Here is a 24,773-nt window from a genome sequence, read left to right as displayed (position 1 = left end):
GTTAGCCTCCCCAGTGCCCGCGGGCGCTGGAAGAACGGCCATAGCCGCCGCGGGAGACGGTGGACGCTTTCCGTGTGATATAACCAGGGCTGGTCACGGTATCGCTTTTCCCTGTGCCGCTGCGCCACGCATAATCGCCGGATGTGGTGCGCCAGACGGGACGGGAGACGTAAGATGAACCGCCGCTGCTATAGATGTATTGTTCATCACGGTTCTGACGAATCGCGCGGCTGAGTAAAAAGCCGCTTAATACCGGAACCCAGCTCCGCTCGGTGATATCAAAGTAGCAATCGCCAAACTGCGACTGACAGCGCTCCTGCGTCAATTGCTTAGGCACATTAGCGTAAAATTCTGTTTTCGCATTATTCCAGCCGTCAGCGCAAACGCTGGCGCTGTTGCCATCGTCGATACAGTCGTTCACCGTGGCGTAAAACGTCCCATCGCCGTCGTTGTCAGTATTGCCGCCATCACCGCACCCTTTCAGGAGAAAAAAGGCCGCTCCACCCATAATCGCCAGCGTCAGGCATTTTGGCGTGTAGCGATTTCGTTGCCGCTCAAAGGGATTAACCGGTTCGGCTATTCGTCTTATTGCCGAATGGCCTACGCCGGATGTGCTTCTGGATTTTCGTTTTTTTGCCATGATCTTCCGTTACCATGTCATACAGGCAGCGTTAAAAATACCGCCAGCCAGCGCTGCGGTTCCCATAAATAGCCCCGCCGCCACGTTGTGATGAATAATTTTTTCGCTCAGCGTAGGCATGTATAACCTTACGCAACCATAAATCAGCAGTTGAATCACCAGCGCAATGCCGCCCCAGGCAAAATAGTCCGGGATACTGACCGAGTTTATCGCCGCGCTGGATAAGGGGATGACATAGCCCAGCAACGTACCGCTAAAGGCCAGCGATGCCGCAGTATTGTTATTTTTTATCAGCTGCCATTCATTATGCGGCGTTATCTTTGAGTAAATAAAAAGAAATACAATGACCATTGCCGCGCCAATAAAAAAATAGGCGCAGAAAGCCAGTAATGCGTCCAGTATATGCATAATTTCCCTGTATGTGCTTAACCAATAACCGTCAGTGAAGTGAGCGGGATATCCACGCCAAGGGCGCGTGAAAACACCCATTCAGGCTCACCGCGCTCGTTAAATGATTCTTCCCCGTTCAATAGAAGATACTCCCAGGCGTCATCCGTCACCTGGCGCTGGAAGCCCATCGTAAAATTGTGAACGTCCCATTTCTCTGCCTGCTGATTTTCAACCTTTTCCAGCATGTAGACAGGTTCAATATTGCCCGGCTCTTCATGGTTAAAAAAACGCTGCCAGCGCCGTTCTTGCCAGTTGAGCGTCATCGGCCCTATTGCCGCTGGCGCAATGGCTGAACGCCAGTGACGTTCCTCGTTAATACCGAAACTTTCCTCATATACAAAAAGTTTGATGTCATCAATGTCGTCAACATCCGTGCCGCCAGTGGTGTTAATTTGCAAAAACTCATCGCCAGAGGTGTAGTAGCGAAAAATCTGACTGCCGCCGCCTAAATCTATACGACTCGCTGCCGCGACAGTGTATTTTTCACCCGGTAGCTCCACCAGCAACGACGACTCCAGTAGCCGGAATGCCAGCGTATCCAGCGTGAAACCGGCGTTAAGATGTAATCCTAATGGTCCGCGAATCGGCGCTGGCGCGCTTGTTTTACCGAGCAAACGCTGAAAAAATTGCATCATAGGGGAACCTCTATCTCTTGCCATGCGACCTCTTCAGCCAGAATGCGATTATTACCGACCAGATGTAGCCACATACCGCCTCTGACTTCAGTTGAAATCACCGGATTCAATTCCATACCACGACCATTCTTGCAGTGACTGATCCCCAGCACCGTCGCGTCATGATGAAGCTTCATATAACGCATTAGCGCGCCGTATCGCATAGGCGCGACAGAAGCCGGGACAGGCAGCGCGAATCCGGTATCGCCCAGCATCGGATTCATAATGGAAGCGACAGATTGCGATGATCCTGGGTCCTGAATGGAACGGGAAAGTTGTTCAGCGGAAAGGTTACGGACTATCTCCATGCGCGGGCAGTGGGTTTCCAGTAATCCGGCATAACGCTCGTCTTCCAGATAAACCACAATATGGCACTGCGCGGGTACATAGTCTGCCAGCGAGAGCGCCGCCGTGAAGGTCTGCTCATCGGTACGAGCGAAAATAATCACGCTCTGGCACTGCTCCAGCCCCATGCGCTGGTGTTCCTGCGGATCGTTAAAGTTGCTGATGCGGATAAAATCCACCCAGTTATTACCCGGCAGCGGATGCTGAATATCTTCCAGTTCGCACAGCAGAACCCGTTCAAAGGCACGCCGCTTGTCATATAGCAGCAAGGAGATCATCTTTTCGGTTTGATGACCCCGCCAGCCAATCACCAGCATATGATGGTGTAAATGGCGATAATCGCCCATGCCCGTTATTCCTTTCGCTAACATTCCCTGTACCTGCGCAATCACTTTTCCCATTAACGCGCCGAACAACCCGACGCTAACCGGAATTTGCCACAGCGCGGTGAACAGACGTCCTGGCGCCGTCTGCGGGCTAAGATCGCCAAAACCTAATGTGGAACCCACCACCGAGCAGTAATAGATAAAATCGCTTAACTGGCTCACCAACGCGCTTTCGCGCAACAGGCGCAGCACCAGATAACAAAGCAGATACTGCCCGATAAACAGGCCCAGCAAAGCGGGCCAGGTCAGTCTGGACAAATGACGCTGGCAGGTTTTGACAATCCACGTAAAGAGCATTATTCGCCTTGTTGACGCTGTAAACGCGCCAACACATCCTGAGCATTGCTTTTATTGGTTGCGCCAATACCGGCCTGCGCCAGTTTTTCATCCAGGTCGCGTCCATTGGCGACTTTTTCCAGCTGCGCGGCGGCATCCAGCCGGGCCTGGCGTTCAGCCTGACGCGTTTGTAAACGTTTAAGCGACTCCGCCGCCGTAGACACATTCGACGCGGCTCCGACGGTCGAGGTCGTCACCGCCTGCTGCGCGCGCTGCATGGCTTCTGTCGCCTTAACCACTTCAAGTTGCTGCTCAAACTGCGCAATCCGCTGGCCTGTCGCCGTTACGGCCTTCTCCACCGCATCGCGAGAGGCTTCCAGATTAGTCAGCACCTGTTCTTCGGCAAGAATGGCATTTTCCAGACGGGCTATTTCTTCCGCCACTTCGTTGAGTAAAGCGGCGTCGACATTCTTACTCATTGCCGCCAACGCCCGTGTTTCAAGGCTGGCTTTACGCTCACGTAAATCATTCAGCTTGTCATGGCTTAGCTTCACCCGCGCCAATAAATCCACTCTGGATTTACCCGCTTTATCCAGCTCGGCTTTTGCGTCGCGAATATGCTGCTCCAGCATACGTACACCCTGTGCTTCATCAATGGCTTCCTCTGCCTGAGCAACGAATGATTTACCTAACGTGAACAAACTTTTTAAAATTCCCATGTAAGCCGCCTGTATTATTCCTGTGAATAGACTTGTGTTATTTCAGCGATATCCAACGCATTTTCTACAAGCGTGGTGATTTCCAGCATCACGTCGGCAAGCGACGAATTTAACGACAGCGCGCCAAAAGCGACATAATATTCCTCCTGTTTTACCTGAGTAATACCGACCGAAGACAGCGGTAAAACCTTCTGATTTCTCAGCAAGAAAAGATTAAATTCCGCGGTATCTCTAATCGTATTTACCGGACAGATATAAGTCTCGATAACTATTTGTTGCGAGGTAAATAAAACCGTCAGTGGTAAATCGCCATAATCATTCATTTTTATTATTAATGAAGATTCATTATTTTCTATATCAATATCTAATTCGGCGATGTTGTTTAACGCATCCGCCAGCGTCCGTGGAGTCCATGCCATATTATTATCTCTATCTCTTTTTTATAAATAAAGGGAGTTACAGGGTAGGTTTTGCTTTTTATATTACCAGCCAAAGATAAAAAAAAACCATCCGATTATGGATGGTTATTTTCTTAAAAAATACTATTAGCGTCAGGTTCGCTGGCGAACGGCTTCAAACAGACAAATCCCGGTCGCCACAGAGACATTCAGCGACGACACGCTACCAGCCATAGGAATGCTGATCAGCTCATCGCAGTGCTCACGGGTCAGACGACGCATACCTTCACCTTCTGCGCCCATGACCAGCGCCATGCGGCCAGGCATTTTGCTCTGATACAGCGTATGGTCAGCCTCGCCCGCCGTCCCGACAATCCAGATATTCTCTTCCTGCAACATGCGCATCGTGCGCGCCAGGTTGGTGACGCGGATCAACGGCACGCTTTCCGCTGCGCCGCAGGCGACTTTCTTCGCCGTCGCGTTAAGTTGCGCGGAGCGGTCTTTCGGCACGATTACCGCATGTACGCCAGCGGCATCGGCGCTGCGCAGACAGGCGCCAAGATTATGCGGATCGGTGACGCCATCGAGGATCAACAAAAAAGGGCGATCGTGTAATGCGATCAGATCCGGCAGATCGTTTTCCTGATACTGCCGGCCTGGTTTCACACGAGCGATAATGCCCTGATGCACGGCACCGTCGCTTTTCTCGTCGAGATATTGGCGGTTTGCCAGCTGGATAACCACGCCCTGGGACTCAAGGGCGTGAATCAGCGGCAACAGACGTTTATCTTCACGGCCTTTTAAAATAAAGACTTCCTGAAAACGTTCAGGGGCGCGCTCCAGCAGGGCCTGCACTGCGTGGATGCCGTAAATCATTTCGCTCATTAATGTACTCATTGTTTACGTTTTGCCGGGGGCGCTACGCTTGCCCGGCCTACAGATAATTCACCCTCTTCTGTTTGAAGAGGGTATTGCTCACTCTGCCGCTTTTTTCTTCGCCGCACGCTTCGCTTTGGTCGCTGCGGCTATTTTCTGCGTTTTAGCCGATGGCTTTTTTGCTTTTCTCGCGTCTTTCTTCGCTGCTTTCGGCTTCGCTTTTTTCTCGCCGCGGAAGGCGCTATCAGGCTCGAAGTTAACTTTTTTACCTACCTGACGACGTTTACCGGCGTTTTTACTTTCACCTTTTTTCGCTTTTTCACGCGCCGTTTTGCCGACGTTACGCGGTGCGCGCTCGCTGGAGATCAGGCTAAAGTCAATTTTCCGTTCGTCCATATTCACCGCTTCGACGCGTACCTCGACCCGGTCGCCCAGGCGATATGTCTGCCCGCCGGACTCGCCAATCAGACGTTGCCCTACCTGATCGAAGCGATAGTAATCGTTATCCAGTGAGGAAACGTGTACCAGCCCATCGATAAACAGTTCATCAAGACGGACAAAGAAGCCGAAACCGGTGACGCTGGCAATCACGCCCTTAAAGACGTTGCCTACCTGATCCAGCATAAAGTCACATTTCAGCCAGTCGGAGACATCACGCGTCGCTTCATCAGCGCGGCGTTCCGCCATCGAACAGTGCTGACCGAGCTGCAACATCTCTTCCATCGAGTAGTGATAACCGCCCGTTTCTGTGGTGTTGCCCTTGTTCCCTTGCTCTTTCGCCAGCAGGTACTTAATGGCGCGGTGCAAAGAAAGATCCGGATAGCGGCGAATCGGCGAGGTAAAGTGCGCATAAGACTGCAACGCCAGGCCAAAGTGCCCGCGGTTTTCCGGATCGTAAATCGCCTGCTTCATTGAACGCAGCAGCATAGTTTGCAGCATTTCGGCGTCCGGCCGGTCGGCAATCGATCCAAGCAGTTCGGCATAATCGCGCGGTTCCGGTTTATTTCCGCCCGGCAGCTCCAACCCCAGCTCCGCCAGTACGGAGCGGAATGAGGTGATCGCTTCGGTGGTGGGCTTATCATGAATACGGAATAGCGCCGGCTCTTTAGCTTTTTCGACAAAGCGCGCCGCCGAGATATTCGCCATGATCATGCACTCTTCGATAAGCTTATGCGCGTCATTACGCTGGGTCTGTTCGATACGCTCAATGCGACGTTCGGCGTTAAAGATAAACTTCGCCTCTTCGCTCTCAAACGAGATCCCCCCGCGCTCTTCACGCGCTTTATCCAGCACTTTGTAGAGGTTGTGCAGCTCTTCAATATGCTTCACCAGCGGCGCATATTGTTCACGCAGATCCTGATCGCCCTGCAGCATATGCCAGACTTTGGTATAGGTCAGACGCGCATGGGAGCTCATCACCGCTTCATAGAATTTGTAGCCGGTCAGCCGACCTTTCGCCGAGATGGTCATTTCACAGACCATACACAGCCTGTCAACCTGCGGGTTTAGCGAACACAGGCCGTTGGAGAGCACCTCCGGCAACATTGGGACAACCTGTGACGGGAAGTAAACCGACGTGCCGCGATTGCGCGCCTCGCGATCCAACGGCGTTGGCGGCCGTACATAATAGCTCACGTCAGCAATAGCGACCCACAAACGCCAGCCGCCGCCGCGTTTTTTCTCACAGTAAACCGCGTCGTCAAAGTCACGGGCATCTTCGCCATCAATAGTGACCAGCGGCAAATCGCGCAGATCGACACGACCGACTTTCGCCTCTTCCGGCACCTCTTCTTTCAGCCCGGCGACCTGCTGCTCTACCGCCTGCGGCCAGATGTAAGGTATTTCATGGGTACGCAGCGCCATATCAACCGCCATACCGGTGCCCATATTGTCGCCCAGCACTTCGACGATTTTCCCTACCGCTTTAGTACGGCGAGTTGGACGTTGGGTCAGTTCAACCACGACCACGAACCCCATCCGCGCGCCCATGACGTCTTCTGGCGGGATAAGAATGTCGAAGCTGAGACGGCTGTCGTCCGGCACTACAAAGCCGACGCCCGCATCGGTGAAATAACGCCCGACTATCTGACTGGTTTTCGGTACCAGTACACGGACGATACGCGCTTCGCGGCGACCTTTACGATCGGCGCCCAGCGGCTGCGCCAGCACCTGATCGCCATGAATACAGGTTTTCATCTGCTCGCTGGAAAGATACAGATCGTCTTTGCGGCCTTCGACACGTAAGAAACCGTAACCATCACGATGACCGATCACGGTGCCTTTCAGCAGGTCGAGGCGTTCCGGCAGCGCATAGCACTGGCGGCGAGTAAAGACCAGTTGTCCATCGCGCTCCATCGCGCGCAGGCGGCGACGCAAGGCTTCAAGCTGCTCTTCGCCTTCAATATTCAGTTCTACGGCCAGTTCTTCGCGACTGGCCGGTTTTTCACGTTTCGTTAAATGTTCGAGGATAAATTCCCGGCTCGGGATAGGATTCGCGTATTTTTCTGCTTCGCGTTCCTGGAAAGGATCTTGTGACATTGAGGTTCCTCCATTGTCATCTCTAATGAAGTTTACTTCACTCCACCAGTAATAATTTATAAAGCGGTTGATTCTCTTCAACCAAATCGGCAAGCGTGTAGTTATCCAGCTCCTTGAGAAAACTCTGCACGGCCTTAGAAAGCGCCTGTTTCAGACGACAGGCAGGGGTGATGTGGCAAAATTCGCTGCTACAGTTGACCAGTGATAAGGGTTCCAGCTCACGCACCACATCGCCAATACAAATAGTATTAGCCGGTTTACCCAGGCGGATACCGCCATTTTTTCCCCGAACGGCGGTGACAAAGCCCGCCCGGCTAAGCTGATTGATAATTTTGACCATATGATTACGGGACACGCCGTAGACTTCTGTCACCTCAGAAATGCTGGTCATTCGTCCATCTGGTAACGACGCCATATAGATTAGCGCACGTAAGCCGTAATCGGTGAAACTCGTTAACTGCACATCAACCTCAGGAAAAGGGAAAACGGGATATAACTTATCTGTATTGATGATAAACCAGCCACAAGCTGTGTCGCTAATTTATTTCAGTTCGGGGAAGGAAAAAAGCGAGGATTTAGCACTGTGTCGGATAGCGTAATGGCTTACCCGACACAGCAATGTATCACACTGTTAGCCCGGCAAGCAAAATATCTGCCAGGCGTACCAGATTTACGCGTCGAACGGGTCGCGCAGAATCATCGTCTCAGTACGATCGGGGCCGGTAGAAATAATATCAATCGGCACGCCGGTCAGTTCTTCGATACGTTTGATGTAGTTCAGCGCCGCCTGCGGCAGGCCGCTACGATCTTTCACGCCGAAGGTGGATTCAGACCAGCCCGGCATGGTTTCGTAAATCGGCTCTACACCTTTCCAGTCGTCAGCTGCCAGCGGAGTGGTAGTCACTTCGCGACCATCCGGCATACGGTAAGCCACGCAGAGTTTCACCTCTTTCAGGCCATCCAGCACGTCCAGTTTGGTCAGGCAGAAGCCAGACAGGGAGTTCAGCTGTACCGCACGACGAACGGCAACGGTGTCCAGCCAGCCGGTACGACGACGACGGCCGGTAGTGGCGCCGTATTCGTTACCCTGCTTGCAGAGGAACTCGCCGGTTTCATCAAACAGTTCGGTCGGGAACGGACCTGCACCTACACGAGTGGAGTAAGCTTTGAGGATACCCAGAACGTAATCAACATAACGCGGGCCCAGGCCGGAACCGGTCGCCACGCCACCTGCTGTGGTGTTAGAAGAAGTTACGTACGGATAAGTACCGTGGTCGATATCCAGCAGGGTACCCTGCGCACCTTCAAACATGACGAAATCGCCACGCTGACGCGCCTGGTCGAGCAGGTCCGAAACGTCAACAACCATAGAAGTCAGGATGTCGGCAACAGCCATCGTATCATCCAGAACTTTCTGGTAATCAACCGCTTCAACTTTGTAGTAGTTAACCAACTGGAAGTTGTGATATTCCATCACTTCTTTCAGTTTTTCAGCGAAGGTTTCTTTGTCGAAAAGGTCACCAACACGCAGACCGCGACGTGCCACTTTATCTTCATAAGCAGGCCCGATTCCACGCCCGGTGGTGCCGATCGCTTTCGCGCCACGCGCTTTCTCACGCGCGTTATCCAGCGCAACGTGATAATCAAGGATCAGCGGACAGGCTTCAGACAGCAGCAGACGCTCACGAACGGGGATGCCACGGTCTTCCAGTTCTTTCATCTCTTTCATCAGCGCGCTCGGAGACAGCACAACACCGTTACCGATGATGCTGGTTACATTCTCGCGAAGAATACCTGATGGAATAAGATGGAGAACGGTTTTTTCACCGTTGATTACGAGAGTATGGCCTGCGTTGTGACCGCCCTGGTAGCGTACAACATATTTAGCCCGTTCAGTCAGAAGATCGACGATCTTTCCTTTACCTTCGTCACCCCATTGGGTGCCCAGTACGACGACGTTGTTACCCATTTTTCAAAATCACCGTTTGCTTAAAAATGGATTCTACCATCGCTTTTTCAGATATACAGCACTTTTTGCACTCAATCTGCGGCAAATCCGACCACTTTTTGCTCAGCCAATCGTTTTCCTCAACATGTAGTAGACCACAACTCCCGCGACCACAAGTCCGCCGCCAAAACGACGTAAAACATTTTCCGGCAGTTGCGCCAGTGCCGAAACCATTTTTTTCCATGCGCCGGGATACAGCATCGGTCCCAGCCCTTCGAGGACTAATACCAGAGCAAGCGCCAACCAGATTGTTGAATTCATTTATCGCCCTTATAAAAGAAAACCACCGGCATCCTTTGGATGCGGTGGTTTTGCTGGTCTAAAACCGCTGACGCTATTTTAGCGTGTCGTCGAACTCGGTGTCTTCATGTAGCGGAAGAAATCGCTGTCCGGGCTCAGTACCATCACGTCCTGATTACCTTCGAAGCTCTTCTCGTAAGCGCGCAGACTACGAATGAACGCGTAGAAATCAGGGTCCTGGCTGAACGCGTCGGCAAACAGCTTCGCGGCTTCAGCATCACCTTCACCACGCATGATACGCCCCTGACGCTCGGCTTCCGCCAGAGTTTTCGTCACCTCATAGTCAGCAGCCGCACGCAGTTTTTCCGCTTCTTCCTGACCTTGTGAGCGATGACGACGCGCGACCGCTTCACGCTCGGCGCGCATACGGTTGTAAATCGCCTCAGAAACCTCGGTCGGCAGGTTGATCTGCTTAATACGCACATCGACCACTTCGATACCCAACGCCGCCATACTGTTCGGGTTGATGACCGGTACTTTACCTTTGGTTTCCGCCGTGACGCGTTCCGCCGCTTCGGCAATCGCGTCATCCGCCGCCGGGGTCGCTACTTCATCATCGGTACCGGCTGAACCGGAGTTCAGCGCGTCGCGCACCTCCAGAGTCAGACGACCACGAGAATCGGTCACGATGTCTTTTACGTCCAGGCGACCAATCTCAGAACGCAAACGGTCCGAGAACTTACGTTTTAACAGCACTTCGGCTTGCGAAATATCGCCGCCGCCGGTCGCCAGATAGTAACGGCTAAAGTCGCTGATACGCCATTTGATGTAGGAGTCGACAATCAGGTCTTTCTTCTCTTTAGTCACAAAGCGATCGGCCTGGTTATCCATCGTCTGGATACGCGCATCAAGCATTTTCACTGATTCAATAAACGGGATCTTAAAGTGCAGACCCGGCGCGTAAACCAGCGGTTTGTTCTCATCGTCACGCAGAACTTTACCAAAACGCAGCGTAATGCCGCGCTCGCCCTCTTTGACCACAAAGACGGACATGTAGAGCACTACCAGCACGATGATGATAATCGCAATAACTGACTTACGCATCGTTATTCCCCCTGACGCTGGTAGTCGTTACGCTGCGCATTCGCGCGGCGTTGGTCCATAATATCGCCCTGATTTGAGGACGACGTGTTGCTTGCTCCGCTGGCGTTAGACTTTGTGGACGGCGGCAGGCGCAGCAGGTTGCTGGCGCTATTGTCGCTCTTTGCCGCCGGCGCATTCCCGCCTTTCAGCATCTGATCTAACGGCAGCACCATTAAATTACCGCTCTTGTCGTTAACCAGTACTTTACGGGTATGGCTCAGCACTTTTTCCATCGTTTCAATATACAGACGCTCGCGTGTAATCTGCGGCGCGGCTTTATATTCCGGCAAAATCTTCGCAAACCGGGCGACTTCACCCTGCGCTTCCAGGATAGTCTGGGTTTTATAGGCGCGTGCCTCTTCCAGAATACGCTGCGCCTGACCGTTGGCGCGCGGCTGAACTTCGTTGGTATACGCTTCCGCTTCACGAATGTACTGCTGCTCGTTTTCACGTGCGGCAATCGCGTCGTCAAAGGCGGCTTTCACCTCTTCCGGCGGGCGCGCAGCCTGGAAGTTCACGTCCAGCAGGGTAATCCCCATGTTGTACGGTTTGATAGTCTCTTCCAGCTCGCGTTGGGTATCGCTACGAATAACGGTACGACCTTCGGTCAGGATGCGATCCATCGTGTATTTACCAATGACGCCACGCAGCGCGCTGTCGGTGGCCTGACGCAGGCTATCGTCCGGGCTGGTCACGCTAAACAGATATTTCTGCGGATCGGTGACGCGGTATTGCACGTTCATTTCAACGCGCACGACGTTTTCATCAGACGTCAGCATCACGCCTGACGCCGCCAGTTCGCGCACCGCTTCGACGTTCACCGGCGTAACGTCGTCAATAAATGTCGGCTTCCAGTTCAGACCTGGCTCTACCAGATGGCTGAATTTACCAAAACGCGTCACAACGCCGCGCTCGGCTTCTTTAATGGTATAAAAACCGCTGGCCGCCCAGATAATGACTACTGCCGCCGCCGCGATGGCGACAATACGGCCTCCCAGTTGCGGACGCGGGCCTTGCGATGAGCTACCGCCGCCGGAACCGGTGCCTTTACCGCCCCCAAAACCACCGAGTTTTTTACTCAGCTTACGGAAGATATCATCCAGATCGGGAGGTCCCTGATCGCGGCCACCTTTGTTTCCATTTCCCCCAGAGTTGCTGCCAGGTTTGCTGCTTCCCCACGGGTCGCGGTCCTGTCCGTTATTACCGGGCTGATTCCACGCCATGTTTGTGCTCCATATTTGTTATGCGGTGATCCCCGTTGTCTTTCGACCTCAGAGGATAAGGCGAAATTACTCCATGCTTCAGACGAACCGCCGTTACAGACATCATCTTTCAGGCTGCGTCTTGAGTGGCGGCTTTTTTACCCCAGGTCACTTCGTTGTGAGCTCCTGAAATTCTCTCAGCTACCGCTTCAATACGACCTGAATGACTTCGCGTCTAGATCACGTATTCGATCAACTCCGGTTCTTGTTTACAGAGGCGACGCCAGTCGACAATCGGCATTCGTACCTGCAGACTGACGCTACCGTCTTCCTCCATCCACTCTTTTTCTATTGCCTGAAGCTGATAAAACCGGCTTCTCAGACGCCCTTCCTGCGGCGGCAAACGCAGCGTATGCTGCGCCACCTCGCCGGAAAGACGCTCCGTCAAAGCCTGAAAAAGCTGTGGTATTCCCACGCCGCTTTGCGCTGAAAGCCAAACGCGGATGGGTTTATTCTCTTCATCTCTGTCGATACGCGGTTCAAAGTCGTCCAGCATATCGATTTTGTTCATCACCATTAAGGTGGGGATTTCGTGAGCGTCAATCTCTTCAAGAACGGTGTTTACCGCCTCGATGTTTTCCTGCACACGAACATCCGCCGCATCGACCACATGCAGCAGCAGCGTCGCCTGACGCGTCTCCTGCAGGGTAGCTTTAAAGGCAGCCACCAGGTCGTGCGGTAAATGGCGGATAAAGCCTACCGTATCCGCCAGAACGGTTTCACCGACATCCGCTACATCAATACGACGTAACGTGGGGTCCAGCGTCGCAAATAGCTGATCTGCCGCATAGACCCGCGCTTCAGTGATCTGATTAAAAAGGGTGGATTTTCCGGCGTTGGTATAGCCCACCAGCGATACCGTCGGAACGTCGGCCTTGATGCGCGACTGCCGCCCCTGCTCACGTTGCTTCTCAACTTTCTCCAGGCGCGACTGAATCTGCACAATGCGATTACGCAGTAAACGACGGTCGGTTTCGAGCTGGGTTTCACCCGGACCGCGCAAACCAATCCCGCCTTTCTGACGTTCAAGGTGGGTCCAGCCACGCACCAGACGCGTAGCCAGATGGCGTAGCTGTGCCAGCTCAACCTGCAACTTACCTTCATGGGTACGCGCACGTTGGGCAAAAATATCTAAGATAAGACCGGTGCGATCGATAACCCGGCACTCGCACAAACGCTCCAGGTTTCGCTCCTGGGCTGGACTCAATGCATGATCAAACAATACGACCGCTGCGCCAGTCGCTTTCACGGCTTCCGCAATTTCAACTGCCTTACCTTCACCTACAAAGTACTTCGGGTGCGGTGCTTTACGGCTACCGGTAATCACCTGCATTGCTTCGACACCGGCGGAAGAGACCAGAGATTCAAACTCCTGGAGGTCTTCCATATCTTTGTCTTGCGAAAAATAGATGTGTACCAGTACCGCCTGCTCACCGGCATCATAACGGTCAAACAAGCGTAAACCCTCTTAATAACCAGCGGGGGCGATTATCCGACGCCCCCGACATGGATAAACAGCGCGTGAACTTATTCAGTCTCTTCGCTGTCCTGTTGCGCAGTAGAACCCTGCGCGTTGCTACCGTGATGGTAGTTATTGCTGGCGCCGCCACCGGCATTGTTGCTGTGATGGGAAACCGGGCGAGACGGGACAACAGTAGAAATCGCGTGCTTATAAACCATCTGGCTGACCGTGTTTTTCAACAGGATCACGAACTGATCAAAGGACTCGATTTGACCTTGCAGCTTAATACCATTCACCAAATAAATAGAAACTGGAACACGTTCCCGACGCAATGCGTTCAGGAACGGGTCTTGTAAAGATTGCCCCTTAGCCATTCTCTTTTCCTTATATGCTTATTTGTACTTTGAACCTTTCGATTCTGAAAAATTGCGCACGATACGTCTCAATTGTACACATTCAGTCTGCGATAGCACCAACAACCTGTAATACTTCTTTTCGCGCCCGATCGGGATTCTCACTGTCAAGCCAGCGCACCCCTTCCCAACCGCGCAACCAGGTCATCTGGCGCTTCGCCAACTGTCTCGTGGCGCAAACACCTCTATAAACCATTTCATCATATGAGATTTCGCCCTCAATGTATGACCACATCTGGCGGTATCCCACACAACGGATGGAAGGCAAGTCCGTATGCAAATCTCCTCGGGCAAAAAGCGCCCGGACTTCTGCTTCAAAACCTGAAGCCAACATCTGATGAAAACGCAGTTCAATGCGCTGATGGAGCAGTTCACGGCTCGCCGGGGCGATAGCGAACTGATGCACCTGGTACGGTAGCGCGTCTCCTGACGTTTGCGTTAGCTCCGTTAAAGTTTTACCCGAAATGAAAAAAACTTCCAGTGCCCGGGAAAGTCTTTGCGGATCATTTGGATGAATTCGCGCGGCGGCAACCGGATCTATCTCCTGAAGTTGCTGATGCAACGCCTCCCATCCAAGCTCCGCTGCTTGCTGCTCTATCCGGGATCTGACTTCCGGATCTGCTGAAGGCAGCGGCGATAACCCTTCCAGCAATGCCTTAAAATACAGCATGGTACCGCCCACTAACAGCGGGATACGCCCCGCAGCGGTGATCTCCGCCATTTGCGCTAACGCGTCGCGGCGAAAATCCGCCGCCGAATACGCCTGCGACGGGTCGCGTATATCCAGCAGTCGATGCGGCGCCGCTTTCAGCTCATCGGCATTCGGCTTAGCCGTGCCAATATCCATTCCCCGATAAATGAGGGCGGAATCAACGCTTATCAACTCTACTGGCAAAACTTTACGCAGTTCTATCGCCAGCGCCGTTTTGCCGGAGGCCGTCGGCCCCATCAAAAATATCGCCTTAGGCAGGCTCGCCTTGCTTACATCATTCATGCTTCAGGGCGTTCATCGCCGAATGTAAATCAACAGGTTGTAACAGGCCACCCGGCGGCGCTTTTACCAGCTGCGGACATAGCCGCTCAACATCCGCCAGCAGCGATATGGCCTGCGCCATCGACCACTGCGGATGTTCGCTCTGCACATTACGCGCTATCCATTGTGCAATATTGACCGTTGCAAATGTGGTCTGCTGCGCCAGGTAGCCTATCAGTTCAGGAATCAAGATTTGTAAATTTTGTTGTCGTAAGGGTAAAGGCACCGCCCGAATGGTCACATGCTGCGCATCTGACTGAAATTCAATACCCAATTCTCCCAACAAAGATTGGGCTTTTTGCAGCGCGGCTTTTTCATCGGCGCTCACTTTTAAACGCAGCGGAATCAGCAACGGCTGCGCGCAAACCGGACTTTGACCCGGTGTAAGCTGCGCCTGACGCAGCCAACGCTCCGCAACCGGCAGCGACAAGAGCTGGATAGTCCCCGCGTGTTCCAGCAACGCGCAGTCACCGCCGACTATCGTCAGTACGCGACCGAAACTCTGGCTATGTCCGTCAAGCGCAGGCGCAACCGGCTCCGGCGCGGGGCTCGTCGCCGGCGTCTGTAAAAGCGCGCGATAAACCTCGCCCTGCTGCTTCTGATAACCTGGCTGCGCGTGCGGCCAACCACCTGCGGACTGACGCCCGCCGTTGCCGCCCGATGCGCCGCCGGAATAACGCGGTGTCGCGGGCTCGCGCGCCGCAGTTGGCTCGGCGGGTACAGCAAAATGGTTGCGCCCGGCGGCGATACGGTTTTCCGGGACATGCCGCGGCGCTGGCGCAATCTCCTCCAGCGGCAGCGTCGTTTCCGTCTGCTGTTGTAGAACGCTCAGCACCCCTTGATAGATGAAGTCGTGCACCAGCCGGGATTGATGAAAACGCACTTCGTGCTTGGCGGGATGAACATTGACATCCACCTGATGCGGGTCAATCTCCAGATACAACACAAACGCAGGCTGTTGGTCCGCGCCCAGTTTATCTTCACAGGCCTGGCGAATGGCATGGTTGATCAAGCGGTCGCGCATCATGCGGCCATTCACATAACAGTACTGGATCTCCGTTAACGCCGTGGTGGTGTGATTCGGATCGGCGACCCAGCCGCGCAGGGTCAGATCGCCATGCTGCCACTCGATCGCCAGTGCATGTTCGAGAAACGGCGTGCCGCAGATGGCGCCTAACCGGCGCTCTTTTTGCCCGTCCTTTGCGACAGCGCGATACTGCCGTACCAATTTGCCGTTGTGCGACAGGTTAAGCGTGACGTCAAAACGGGCCAATGCAATACGACGGATGATCTCATCGATATGATTAAATTCCGTTTTTTCGGTACGCATGAATTTGCGCCGGGCGGGCGTATTATAAAAGAGATCCAGAACTTCCAGGGTGGTGCCGACCGGGTGCGCGGCGGGTTTTACCGTCACGTCCATGTCGCGCCCTTCCGCATACGCCTGCCAGGCTTCCGCCTGCTCCGCCGTGCGCGACGTTAGCGTCAAACGCGAGACCGAACTGATACTGGCCAGCGCTTCGCCGCGAAATCCCAGACTGATAATCGCTTCCAGATCGTCAAGCGAGGCGATTTTACTGGTGGCATGACGGGCCAGCGCCAGCGCCAGCTCCTCTTTTTTAATGCCGCAGCCATTGTCGCGAATACGAATAAGCTTCGCGCCGCCACGCTCGATGTCGATATCAACGCGGGTAGCGCCTGCATCCAGACTATTCTCTACCAGCTCTTTAACAACCGACGCAGGGCGTTCCACCACTTCGCCAGCGGCGATTTGGTTCGCAAGCTGCGGCGGCAGAACCTGAATCGGCATGAAATCTCCTTAATTCGCGGCAGTTATGGCGCCAGGCTGGTTGGTACTGGCCGTCTGGCCTGGGCTGCCCTGCGGCGCAGACTGGATCGGATGCGCTGCAAAGTACTTACGCAACCCCCGGTATATAGCGTCAGCAATCTGCTGCTGATAGCGTTCGCTCGCCAGCAATCGTTCTTCGCCGTGATTACTGATAAAACCCGTCTCCACCAAAATGGACGGGATATCCGGCGAACGCAGCACGCCCAGGCTCGCGTGTTCCGGGCGACGTTTATGCAGCGCCCCCACGCCGTCCAGTTGGCTTAGTACGTTCGTCGCCACATCATACCCTACCCGCTGCGAATGACCGAATTGCAAATCCAGTACCGCCTGGCTCAGGTAAGGGTCTGACTGACTGTTCGCCAGCACATCGCCAGCGCCGCCTAACAGTTCGGATTGCTTCTCATGCTGCTCAAGCCAGTTTGCCATTTCGCTGTTCGCGCGACGATTGGACAATACCCAGACGGAGGCACCGGTGGCGTCGCGATTTGGCGCGGCATCCGCATGAATAGAGACAAGGAAGTTGGCGTTTTGCTTACGCGCCACGTCAGACCGCCCCATCACCGAAATAAAATAGTCGCCGTCACGCGTCAGCACGCCTTTAAACATCGGATCGTTATTCAGTAATGTGCGTAACTTACGCGCGATGGCGATGGTGACATTTTTCTCGCGCGTACCGCCCGGGCCTATCGCACCGGGATCCTGGCCTCCATGTCCGGCATCAATAGCAATCACCACTTTATCGCCAGCGCCTGCCGACGCGCGCGCCGCAGGCCGCGTAACGGTATTGCTGCTGGTTACGCCGGTCAGGCGATCATCAGAAGATTTAAACGGATTACGGGCCGGCTCCGTCGGGCGAGGCGCGCTTTCAACCCGTTTCGCGACGACAGGCGGCGGTGGCGGCGGAACATCGGCATTAATGGTGAAAACGACCGTATAGTTGCCGCCGTTTTGCCGCTTCACCGCCTCGGTTTTACCATTTTCCGTCAGATCGACAAGCAACCGTAAAGATTGCGCATCTTTCGGCGTTCCAGCACGGATCGTTTTTACCAGATTGTTACCGCTAAACTGAAGCGGCAGCCCCTGAATCACGCCGGTCTGCCTGATATCCAGCGCCACGGTACGTTTACCGTCCTGTGAGTAAGCATATTCCGGCTCGCCGATAAAACTCAGCGTAATGCGCGCCTGCTGCTCGCCGTTGGAAACCTGAATATCAGAGAGACTGGCGGCGCCCGCCTGCGCGCACAGCAGGATTAAGGCTGCTATTACGGCATTTTTGATGCGATAAATCATCCCGCCACCTTTATAGCTAATCGGCTAAACGCGCCAGTAACGAATGACCCGATGAGGATACCGCGCTTACGCGAGCCTCACGCCCCTGCGCCTGGTAATCAATATGGATTTCGACGTCCGGGTCGGGGAGAACGCCTTTACCTTGTTGCGGCCACTCCACCAGACAAATGGCGTCGTTGGCGAAATAATCGCGAATGCCCATAAACTCCAGCTCCTCCGGGTCCGCAAGACGGTATAAGTCGAAGTGATATACCATCATGTTATCAAGCGCATAAGGCTCTACCAGCGTATAGGTGGGGCTTTTTACATTACCGTTATGGCCTAACGCCTGTAAAAATCCCCGGCTAAACGTCGTTTTACCGGCACCTAAATCGCCATACAGATAAATAACGGTCGCGCCATCGCAGGCGTTGGCTACCCGTTGCCCCAGGTCTAGCGTCGCCTGTTCGTCAGGTAGCGGAATTACTCGATTCATCATGGTTTACGTCAATCACATCAGGGTTAACAATACGCCGCAGCGTAGTAAAAAGATCGGTCGCCAACATGCCGCGAGCGCCATAACGCGCTGCCAGTAAGTCCGCCGCCGCGCCGTGAGCCACACATCCCACACATGCCGCATCATACGGGGTAAACTTCTGTCCGAGCAATGCGCCGATGATGCCGGACAGGACATCGCCCATCCCGCCGCTCGCCATCCCTGCATTACCAGCGTCAATGATAGCCAGAGGGTGGTGTTCAGCGGCGATAATCGTTCCTGCGCCTTTTAACACGACCACGCCTCCATACCGTTTTACCAGACGCTGTGCTGAAAGTAAGCGATCACTTTCAATTTCTGCCACAGAACATCCTAACAGGCGGGCCGCCTCTCCCGGATGCGGCGTAATCACGCGATTGTGACGTTTATCAGGATTGATTGCCAGTAGGTTCAACGCATCCGCATCCCACAGCATAGGTTTACGGACGTTTTCTACTTTCTGTAAGGCTTTTTTGCCCCATTCCTGCTGTCCAAGCCCCGGGCCGATCACCACAACGTCAGCCCAGGTCAGGCTCTCTTCCAGCGACTGAGGCGTGAGTTCATGTACCATCAGTTCCGGGCGGGCCGTCAGCAACGGCGCGATGTTTTCACCGCGGGTCAGTACTCTGACCAAGCCAGCTCCCGTACGCAGCGCCGCCTCGCCAGCCATCCGAATTGCGCCCGCTGTTCCCTGGTCGCCTCCAATAATCGCCAGACGACCATGATCGCCCTTATGCGAGGTCGGTCGACGCGGCGTTAGCCATTGCCCCAACTGCGTCGCGTCAAAACGCCGGAGCGGCGGCGTCTGGCTCGCCAGCCAGCCTTCCAGTCCCAACGCGTCATAATGCAATATGCCGGTAACGTCACGCGCTTTGCCGGTCAGCAGGCCTGGTTTCAGGGCGATAAACGTGACCGTATGCGCGGCGCTTATCACCGCGCCAGGCGTGGCGCCCGTTTGCGCCAGCAGGCCTGACGGGATATCGACGGCGACAACCGGCGCAGGATGGGCGTTCGCCTGTTCAATCAGACCGGCTACCGGGTCGCGCGGCGCCTGGGCTATACCGGTGCCAAGCAGCGCGTCGATAATTAGATCCGTCGCTTCCGGCCAGATAATATCGGCAGCATGGATAATGCCGCCGGCATTCAGCCAGGCATCGCGCGCCTGCGCCGCTTCTTCAGGCAACGGTTTGTCGCTCTCCTGCGCCAGCAACGTTACGCTAATGCCCGCCGCTTGCGCTAGTCGCGCCACGACGTAACCATCGCCGCCGTTGTTGCCATGACCACACAACACCAGCCAGTGTCGGGCGTCAGGGTAACTGTCACGGGCTACCCGAAATGCCGCGTCGCCAGCGCGCAGCATCAATTCATAGAGTGTGAGTCCGAAGGCATCCGCCGCATCGCGTTCCAGCCGTTTGATGTCATCGGCGGGCCAAATGGAGTGTGGTATACTTACAGGGTTTTTCTTCATGTTATGGTCCATCATGTCAAAGCCCCTCGATCTCAATCAGTTAGCGCAAAATATTAAGCAGTGGGGGCTGGAGCTGGGCTTTCAGCAGGTCGGTATTACTGATACCGATCTGCGCGCATCCGAACCTGCGCTGCAGGCGTGGCTGGACAAACAATACCACGGCGAGATGGCATGGATGGCGCGCCACGGTATGATGCGCGCCCGGCCTCATGAACTCTTACCCGGTACGCTACGTGTCATCAGCGTGCGCATGAACTATCTGCCCGCCAACGCCGCGTTTGCCAGTACGTTGAAGGATCCCACGCTGGGCTACGTTAGCCGATATGCGCTGGGGCGTGATTATCACAAGCTATTACGCAGCCGCCTTAAAAAACTGGGCGAGCAGATCCAGCAGTACTGCGGTTCGCTGAATTTTAGACCGTTTGTCGACTCTGCGCCTATTCTTGAACGCCCATTAGCGGAAAAAGCCGGACTTGGCTGGACAGGTAAGCACTCACTTATCCTTAATCGGGAGGCGGGCTCATTCTTTTTCCTGGGGGAACTGCTGATTGATTTACCGCTGCCGGTCGACCAGCCGGTCGAGGAAGGTTGCGGCAAATGCGTCGCCTGTATGACCATTTGCCCGACCGGGGCGATTGTCGAACCGTATACGGTGGACGCGCGGCGCTGTATTTCTTATCTCACCATTGAGCTGGAAGGCGCTATTCCGGAAGCATTTCGCCCACTGATAGGTAACCGTATTTACGGCTGCGATGACTGCCAGCTTATCTGTCCGTGGAATCGTTACTCTCAGTTGACCGACGAAGCAGATTTTAGCCCACGCAAGGCGCTGCATAACCCAGATTTGGTTGAGTTGTTTAGCTGGAGCGAAGCGCAGTTTCTGAAAGTCACTGAAGGTTCTGCGATTCGGCGCATTGGTCATTTACGCTGGCTGCGCAATGTTGCCGTCGCGCTGGGGAATGCGCCGTGGAGTAATGCCGTCATTACGGCGCTGGAAAGCCGCAAGGGTGAGCATCCACTTCTTGATGAGCATATCGAATGGGCGATTGCGCAACAAATTGAAAAGCGCAACGCCTGCATCATTGAAGTGCAGCTACCGAAAAAACAGCGCCTGGTCAGGGTGATTGAAAAAGGGCTGGTGCGCGATGCCTGAATTATTCACAGGCTGTGTATAAAAATAAAAACACATTGCGATTCAAGAGGGAAAAAAGGAATAGTCAATAACGCTAACGTTTTGAAATCTTATTTTTTCTATATTTTTCAGTAAATTATAAAAATTCTACGCGTCAGGTATAATTTTTTGCATTCCAGGAGTAATGGGCCGCCCTGTGGATAAGTCTGTTTACAAGGATCTGACGAAAGCGGAACAAAACGTGCCCCAACGCGATATTCGTTGTGGATAATTTTACTGTAGATAAGAATTGGAGCGGGAAACGAGACTCGAACTCGCGACCCCGACCTTGGCAAGGTCGTGCTCTACCAACTGAGCTATTCCCGCATAATCTTCGTCTTTCGAACCGCTACTGCGTTGGCTGCCTTCACTCGCCTGAGTCACTTACTTCAGTAAGCTCCTGAGGACTCATTCAGTTGCCGCCTTGTCGCAATTCGAAATCCTGCGATTGGTGGTCTGTGCTTAACAAGCACTTTCAAATTTTGGAGCGGGAAACGAGACTCGAACTCGCGACCCCGACCTTGGCAAGGTCGTGCTCTACCAACTGAGCTATTCCCGCATAATCTTCGTCTTTCGAACCGCTACTGCGTTGGCTGCCTTCACTCGCCTCAGTCACTTACTTCAGTAAGCTCCTGAGGACTCATTCAGTTGCCGCCTTGTCGCAATTCGAAATCCTGCGATTGGTGGTCTGTACTTAACAAGTACTTTCAAATTTTGGAGCGGGAAACGAGACTCGAACTCGCGACCCCGACCTTGGCAAGGTCGTGCTCTACCAACTGAGCTATTCCCGCAAATTTGTTGCTGTCGTAATTCGCATTTCTGCGTCGTTACGGGAGGCGCATTATACGAGAAATCCATTTAGCTGCAAGCCCCTGAACGCATTTTTTCGCGATTTTTGTTTGAATGCTGATTAAATCACCAAACAAGACAAAAAACGAGCAAAGCGTGCGCTATGCAACAAAAAACTTTTCACGCCACGCCTAAAGGCACAGAATCAGAATAGCACCCTGCGCCAAAAAAAGAATAGCACGGTGACCACAACATCCAATTGATATCAGGGATCAAGATGAAAAAAAAACTTATTGTCATGCTGTTAGCCAGCCTCTCCGTTCACGCCGCTTCCGTTTCCGCCAGAACATTACATTTTGGCACCTCCGCCACCTATGCGCCCTATGAGTTTGTCGATGCCGATAATAAAATTGTTGGTTTCGATATTGATGTCGCCAACGCGGTCTGCAAAGAGATGCAAGCGGAGTGCTCATTTACTAACCAGAGCTTTGATAGTCTGATCCCCAGCCTACGCTTCAAAAAGTTTGATGCGGTGATCGCCGGTATGGATATGACGCCCAAACGTGAGCAGCAGGTCTCCTTTAGCCAACCCTATTACGAAGGTTTATCGGCGGTAGTCGTCACGCGTAAAGGGGCTTATCACACTTTTGCCGATCTGAAAGGCAAAAAAGTCGGTCTGGAAAACGGTACAACGCATCAGCGCTATTTGCAGGATAAACAACAAGCTATCACACCTGTCGCCTATGACAGCTATCTAAACGCCTTTACCGATCTGAAAAACAACCGTCTTGAGGGCGTGTTTGGCGATGTCGCCGCGATTGGTAAGTGGCTAAAAAACAATCCGGATTACGCCATCATGGATGAACGCGCCAGCGATCCTGACTACTACGGAAAAGGGTTAGGCATTGCGGTACGCAAAGGCAACGACGCGCTATTGCAAGAAATTAATGCCGCGCTCGACAAGGTGAAAGCGTCGCCGGAATATGCGCAAATGCAAGAGAAATGGTTTACGCAGTAATTCAGTGGCGGGAGAGCTGCCGGATGAGACGCTCTGGCGTTGCCATCCGGCATGTTACGCCTCACAGCTTAATGAAATGCTCGCGGTAGTAAGCCAGCTCCGCCACCGACTCGCGAATATCATCCATCGCCTGGTGCGTGCCCTGCTTGGTAAAGCCGGCCAGAATCTCCGGCTTCCAGCGGCGCGCCAGTTCCTTGAGCGTACTGACATCCAGATAGCGATAGTGGAAGTAGGCCTCCAGTTCCGGCATATATTTAAACAGAAAACGACGATCCTGACCGATGCTGTTACCGCAAATCGGCGACTTACCCGCAGGCACCCACGTTTTCAGAAATTCAATCGTCGCCAGTTCAGCGTCTCGTTCGCCCATCGTACTTGCCTTAACGCGATCTACCAGGCCGCTACCGGTATGGGTGCGCACGTTCCAGTCATCCATTAACGCCAGTTGCGCATCGGATTGATGTACCGCAATCGTCGGCCCTTCCGCCAGAATGTTCAGGCTGGCATCCGTCACCAGCGTGGCTATCTCAATAATGCGATCGCGCTCGGGGTCCAGACCTGTCATCTCCAGATCGATCCAAATCAGGTTGTTTTCATCGGCACTCATGCTATTTTCCACCCTTCAGAGGTCACATTCACTGTGACTATATTCATCTACAATTGCGTGTATCATAGATGTTTTGCCCACTATGGGCGACCAGGAGCCAGTACGATTGAGCAAAAATAAACTCTCCAAAGGCCAGCAGCGCCGTGTGAACGCCAATCACCAGCGTCGTTTAAAAACGTCCGCGGAGAAAGCCGACTACGATGACAACCTGTTTGGCGAGCCTGCAGAAGGTATCGTCATTAGCCGTTTTGGTATGCATGCCGATGTGGAGTCTGCTGACGGCGAGGTTCACCGTTGCAATATCCGCCGCACTATCCGTTCGCTGGTGACGGGCGATCGCGTCGTCTGGCGTCCGGGCAAAGCCGCCGCAGAGGGCGTCAACGTAAAAGGCATCGTTGAAGCGGTGCATGAGCGCACCTCGGTATTGACGCGCCCGGACTTCTACGACGGCGTGAAGCCTATTGCCGCCAACATTGACCAAATCGTTATCGTCTCCGCGATTTTGCCGGAGCTGTCGCTGAATATCATCGATCGCTATCTGGTCGGCTGTGAAACCCTACAGGTTGAGCCGCTTATCGTACTCAATAAAATTGATCTGCTGGACGACGAAGGTATGGACTTCGTTAATGAGCAGATGGATATCTACCGCAATATCGGCTATCGCGTGCTGATGGTCTCCAGCCATACGCAGGATGGTCTGAAACCGCTGGAAGAGGCGTTAACCGGTCGCATCAGTATTTTTGCCGGGCAGTCCGGCGTCGGAAAATCCAGTCTGCTAAACGCTCTACTCGGCTTACAGAACGAGATTCTGACGAACGATGTGTCGAATGTCTCCGGTCTGGGTCAACATACCACTACCGCTGCTCGTCTGTATCATTTCCCGCATGGCGGCGATGTCATTGATTCCCCCGGCGTGCGCGAGTTCGGCTTATGGCATCTGGAGCCGGAACAAATCACCCAGGGCTTTGTCGAATTTCATGACTATTTGGGACATTGCAAATACCGGGACTGCAAGCATGACGCCGATCCAGGCTGCGCCATTCGCGAAGCGGTAGAGAACGGCGCTATTGCGGAAACCCGTTTCGAAAATTATCACCGAATTCTTGAAAGTATGGCGCAGGTAAAAACGCGTAAAAACTTTTCTGATACGGACGACTGACAGATACGCTAGGCGTCGTTAGAATCGTCCCCTTTTTTCAGGATA

Annotated in this window: 24 protein-coding genes and 3 tRNA genes; 3 read left to right on the top strand and 24 right to left on the bottom strand. The window is 53.7% G+C overall.

Annotated features, from left to right (window positions below; translation table 11 throughout):
• Position 1: 1 nt before the first annotated feature.
• The 20 genes from ACLJTG_RS15055 to nnr all read right to left on the bottom strand — a co-directional run bounded on the left by ACLJTG_RS15055 (position 2) and on the right by nnr (position 19,999).
• Positions 2-640: a DUF1190 domain-containing protein gene (locus ACLJTG_RS15055; protein ID WP_001085596.1), complete on the bottom strand. Its 639-nt coding sequence runs from the start codon at positions 638-640 to the stop codon at positions 2-4.
• A 9-nt stretch (positions 641-649) separates the two neighbouring features.
• Positions 650-1,048 (bottom strand): DUF350 domain-containing protein, encoded by a 399-nt coding sequence (locus tag ACLJTG_RS15050; RefSeq protein WP_000547737.1) that lies wholly within the window; start codon positions 1,046-1,048, stop codon positions 650-652.
• A gap of 17 nt (positions 1,049-1,065) precedes the next feature.
• A complete protein-coding gene (locus ACLJTG_RS15045; protein ID WP_000090294.1) occupies positions 1,066-1,749 on the bottom strand; it encodes a YjfK family protein in 684 nt (227 codons plus the stop codon).
• Entirely contained in the window at positions 1,722-2,792 is a 1,071-nt protein-coding gene (locus ACLJTG_RS15040) for a potassium channel family protein (RefSeq protein WP_000899675.1), read from the bottom strand. The genes ACLJTG_RS15045 and ACLJTG_RS15040 overlap by 28 nt, the downstream gene beginning before the upstream one ends.
• Positions 2,792-3,490 (bottom strand): PspA/IM30 family protein, encoded by a 699-nt coding sequence (locus tag ACLJTG_RS15035; RefSeq protein ID WP_410959014.1) that lies wholly within the window; start codon positions 3,488-3,490, stop codon positions 2,792-2,794. The genes ACLJTG_RS15040 and ACLJTG_RS15035 overlap by 1 nt, the downstream gene beginning before the upstream one ends.
• Positions 3,491-3,504: 14 nt before the next feature.
• On the bottom strand, positions 3,505-3,909 hold the full coding sequence (locus ACLJTG_RS15030) for a YjfI family protein (protein WP_064000621.1): 405 nt from the start codon (positions 3,907-3,909) through the stop codon (positions 3,505-3,507).
• Positions 3,910-4,041: 132 nt separating this feature from the next.
• A complete protein-coding gene (rlmB, locus tag ACLJTG_RS15025; RefSeq protein ID WP_001293274.1) occupies positions 4,042-4,773 on the bottom strand; it encodes a 23S rRNA (guanosine(2251)-2'-O)-methyltransferase RlmB in 732 nt (243 codons plus the stop codon).
• A 90-nt stretch (positions 4,774-4,863) separates the two neighbouring features.
• Positions 4,864-7,302: a ribonuclease R gene (gene rnr / locus ACLJTG_RS15020; RefSeq protein ID WP_410959013.1), complete on the bottom strand. Its 2,439-nt coding sequence runs from the start codon at positions 7,300-7,302 to the stop codon at positions 4,864-4,866.
• 37 nt (positions 7,303-7,339) lie between these two features.
• Positions 7,340-7,765: a nitric oxide-sensing transcriptional repressor NsrR gene (nsrR, locus tag ACLJTG_RS15015; RefSeq protein ID WP_001177632.1), complete on the bottom strand. Its 426-nt coding sequence runs from the start codon at positions 7,763-7,765 to the stop codon at positions 7,340-7,342.
• Between the two features lie 207 nt (positions 7,766-7,972).
• Entirely contained in the window at positions 7,973-9,271 is a 1,299-nt protein-coding gene (purA, locus tag ACLJTG_RS15010; RefSeq protein ID WP_000527976.1) for an adenylosuccinate synthase, read from the bottom strand.
• 102 nt (positions 9,272-9,373) lie between these two features.
• Positions 9,374-9,571: a DUF2065 domain-containing protein gene (locus ACLJTG_RS15005; RefSeq protein ID WP_001089290.1), complete on the bottom strand. Its 198-nt coding sequence runs from the start codon at positions 9,569-9,571 to the stop codon at positions 9,374-9,376.
• Positions 9,572-9,649: 78 nt separating this feature from the next.
• A complete protein-coding gene (gene hflC / locus ACLJTG_RS15000) occupies positions 9,650-10,654 on the bottom strand; it encodes a protease modulator HflC (protein WP_001232417.1) in 1,005 nt (334 codons plus the stop codon).
• 2 nt (positions 10,655-10,656) lie between these two features.
• Positions 10,657-11,916, bottom strand: coding sequence for an FtsH protease activity modulator HflK (hflK, locus tag ACLJTG_RS14995; protein ID WP_000312505.1), 1,260 nt, complete (start codon positions 11,914-11,916; stop codon positions 10,657-10,659).
• Between the two features lie 214 nt (positions 11,917-12,130).
• The gene (gene hflX, locus ACLJTG_RS14990; RefSeq protein WP_198898282.1) at positions 12,131-13,411 is read right to left on the bottom strand and encodes a ribosome rescue GTPase HflX; all 1,281 of its coding nucleotides are present in this window, start codon (positions 13,409-13,411) and stop codon (positions 12,131-12,133) included.
• A gap of 71 nt (positions 13,412-13,482) precedes the next feature.
• Positions 13,483-13,791, bottom strand: a complete 309-nt coding sequence (hfq, locus tag ACLJTG_RS14985; protein ID WP_001051875.1) for an RNA chaperone Hfq — start codon at positions 13,789-13,791, stop codon at positions 13,483-13,485.
• An 82-nt stretch (positions 13,792-13,873) separates the two neighbouring features.
• Complete coding sequence (miaA, locus tag ACLJTG_RS14980; protein WP_001000734.1) at positions 13,874-14,824, bottom strand: tRNA (adenosine(37)-N6)-dimethylallyltransferase MiaA; 951 nt, start codon at positions 14,822-14,824, stop codon at positions 13,874-13,876.
• On the bottom strand, positions 14,817-16,673 hold the full coding sequence (gene mutL / locus ACLJTG_RS14975; RefSeq protein ID WP_001748746.1) for a DNA mismatch repair endonuclease MutL: 1,857 nt from the start codon (positions 16,671-16,673) through the stop codon (positions 14,817-14,819). The genes miaA and mutL overlap by 8 nt, the downstream gene beginning before the upstream one ends.
• Before the next feature lie 9 nt (positions 16,674-16,682).
• Complete coding sequence (gene amiB, locus ACLJTG_RS14970) at positions 16,683-18,002, bottom strand: N-acetylmuramoyl-L-alanine amidase AmiB (protein WP_079951346.1); 1,320 nt, start codon at positions 18,000-18,002, stop codon at positions 16,683-16,685.
• A gap of 16 nt (positions 18,003-18,018) precedes the next feature.
• Positions 18,019-18,480: a tRNA (adenosine(37)-N6)-threonylcarbamoyltransferase complex ATPase subunit type 1 TsaE gene (tsaE, locus tag ACLJTG_RS14965; protein WP_000981984.1), complete on the bottom strand. Its 462-nt coding sequence runs from the start codon at positions 18,478-18,480 to the stop codon at positions 18,019-18,021.
• The gene (gene nnr / locus ACLJTG_RS14960) at positions 18,452-19,999 is read right to left on the bottom strand and encodes a bifunctional ADP-dependent NAD(P)H-hydrate dehydratase/NAD(P)H-hydrate epimerase (protein WP_000968670.1); all 1,548 of its coding nucleotides are present in this window, start codon (positions 19,997-19,999) and stop codon (positions 18,452-18,454) included. Before nnr ends, tsaE begins: the two co-directional genes overlap by 29 nt.
• Between nnr and queG the strand changes: the two genes are divergently transcribed.
• Complete coding sequence (gene queG, locus ACLJTG_RS14955; protein ID WP_001615111.1) at positions 19,998-21,137, top strand: tRNA epoxyqueuosine(34) reductase QueG; 1,140 nt, start codon at positions 19,998-20,000, stop codon at positions 21,135-21,137. The two genes, nnr and queG, sit on opposite strands and share 2 nt — an antisense overlap.
• Before the next feature lie 269 nt (positions 21,138-21,406).
• On the opposite strand, the gene ACLJTG_RS14950 is transcribed toward queG, so the two are convergent.
• From ACLJTG_RS14950 to ACLJTG_RS14940, 3 genes are all read right to left on the bottom strand, one after another.
• Positions 21,407-21,482, bottom strand: a tRNA-Gly gene (locus tag ACLJTG_RS14950).
• 156 nt (positions 21,483-21,638) lie between these two features.
• A tRNA-Gly gene (locus tag ACLJTG_RS14945) sits at positions 21,639-21,714 on the bottom strand.
• A gap of 156 nt (positions 21,715-21,870) precedes the next feature.
• Positions 21,871-21,946, bottom strand: a tRNA-Gly gene (locus ACLJTG_RS14940).
• 275 nt (positions 21,947-22,221) lie between these two features.
• On the opposite strand from ACLJTG_RS14940, the gene ACLJTG_RS14935 reads away from it, so the two are divergent.
• A complete protein-coding gene (locus ACLJTG_RS14935; protein ID WP_000727897.1) occupies positions 22,222-22,962 on the top strand; it encodes an arginine ABC transporter substrate-binding protein in 741 nt (246 codons plus the stop codon).
• Between the two features lie 61 nt (positions 22,963-23,023).
• Here the strand turns inward: ACLJTG_RS14935 and orn are convergent, their stop codons facing one another.
• Positions 23,024-23,569: an oligoribonuclease gene (gene orn / locus ACLJTG_RS14930; protein WP_001271546.1), complete on the bottom strand. Its 546-nt coding sequence runs from the start codon at positions 23,567-23,569 to the stop codon at positions 23,024-23,026.
• Positions 23,570-23,675: 106 nt separating this feature from the next.
• On the opposite strand from orn, the gene rsgA reads away from it, so the two are divergent.
• Positions 23,676-24,728 carry a small ribosomal subunit biogenesis GTPase RsgA gene (gene rsgA / locus ACLJTG_RS14925; protein ID WP_000041945.1) on the top strand — a complete coding sequence of 351 codons (1,053 nt, stop codon included), beginning with the start codon at positions 23,676-23,678 and terminating at the stop codon, positions 24,726-24,728.
• Positions 24,729-24,773 lie beyond the last annotated feature (45 nt).

This window comes from Salmonella sp. SAL00672, from assembly GCF_046552175.1.
In the GTDB taxonomy this organism is placed as follows: domain Bacteria; phylum Pseudomonadota; class Gammaproteobacteria; order Enterobacterales; family Enterobacteriaceae; genus Salmonella; species Salmonella enterica.
The sequence above is the reverse complement of the archived record's forward strand: the minus strand, read 5'-3'. Positions and strand labels throughout refer to the sequence as shown.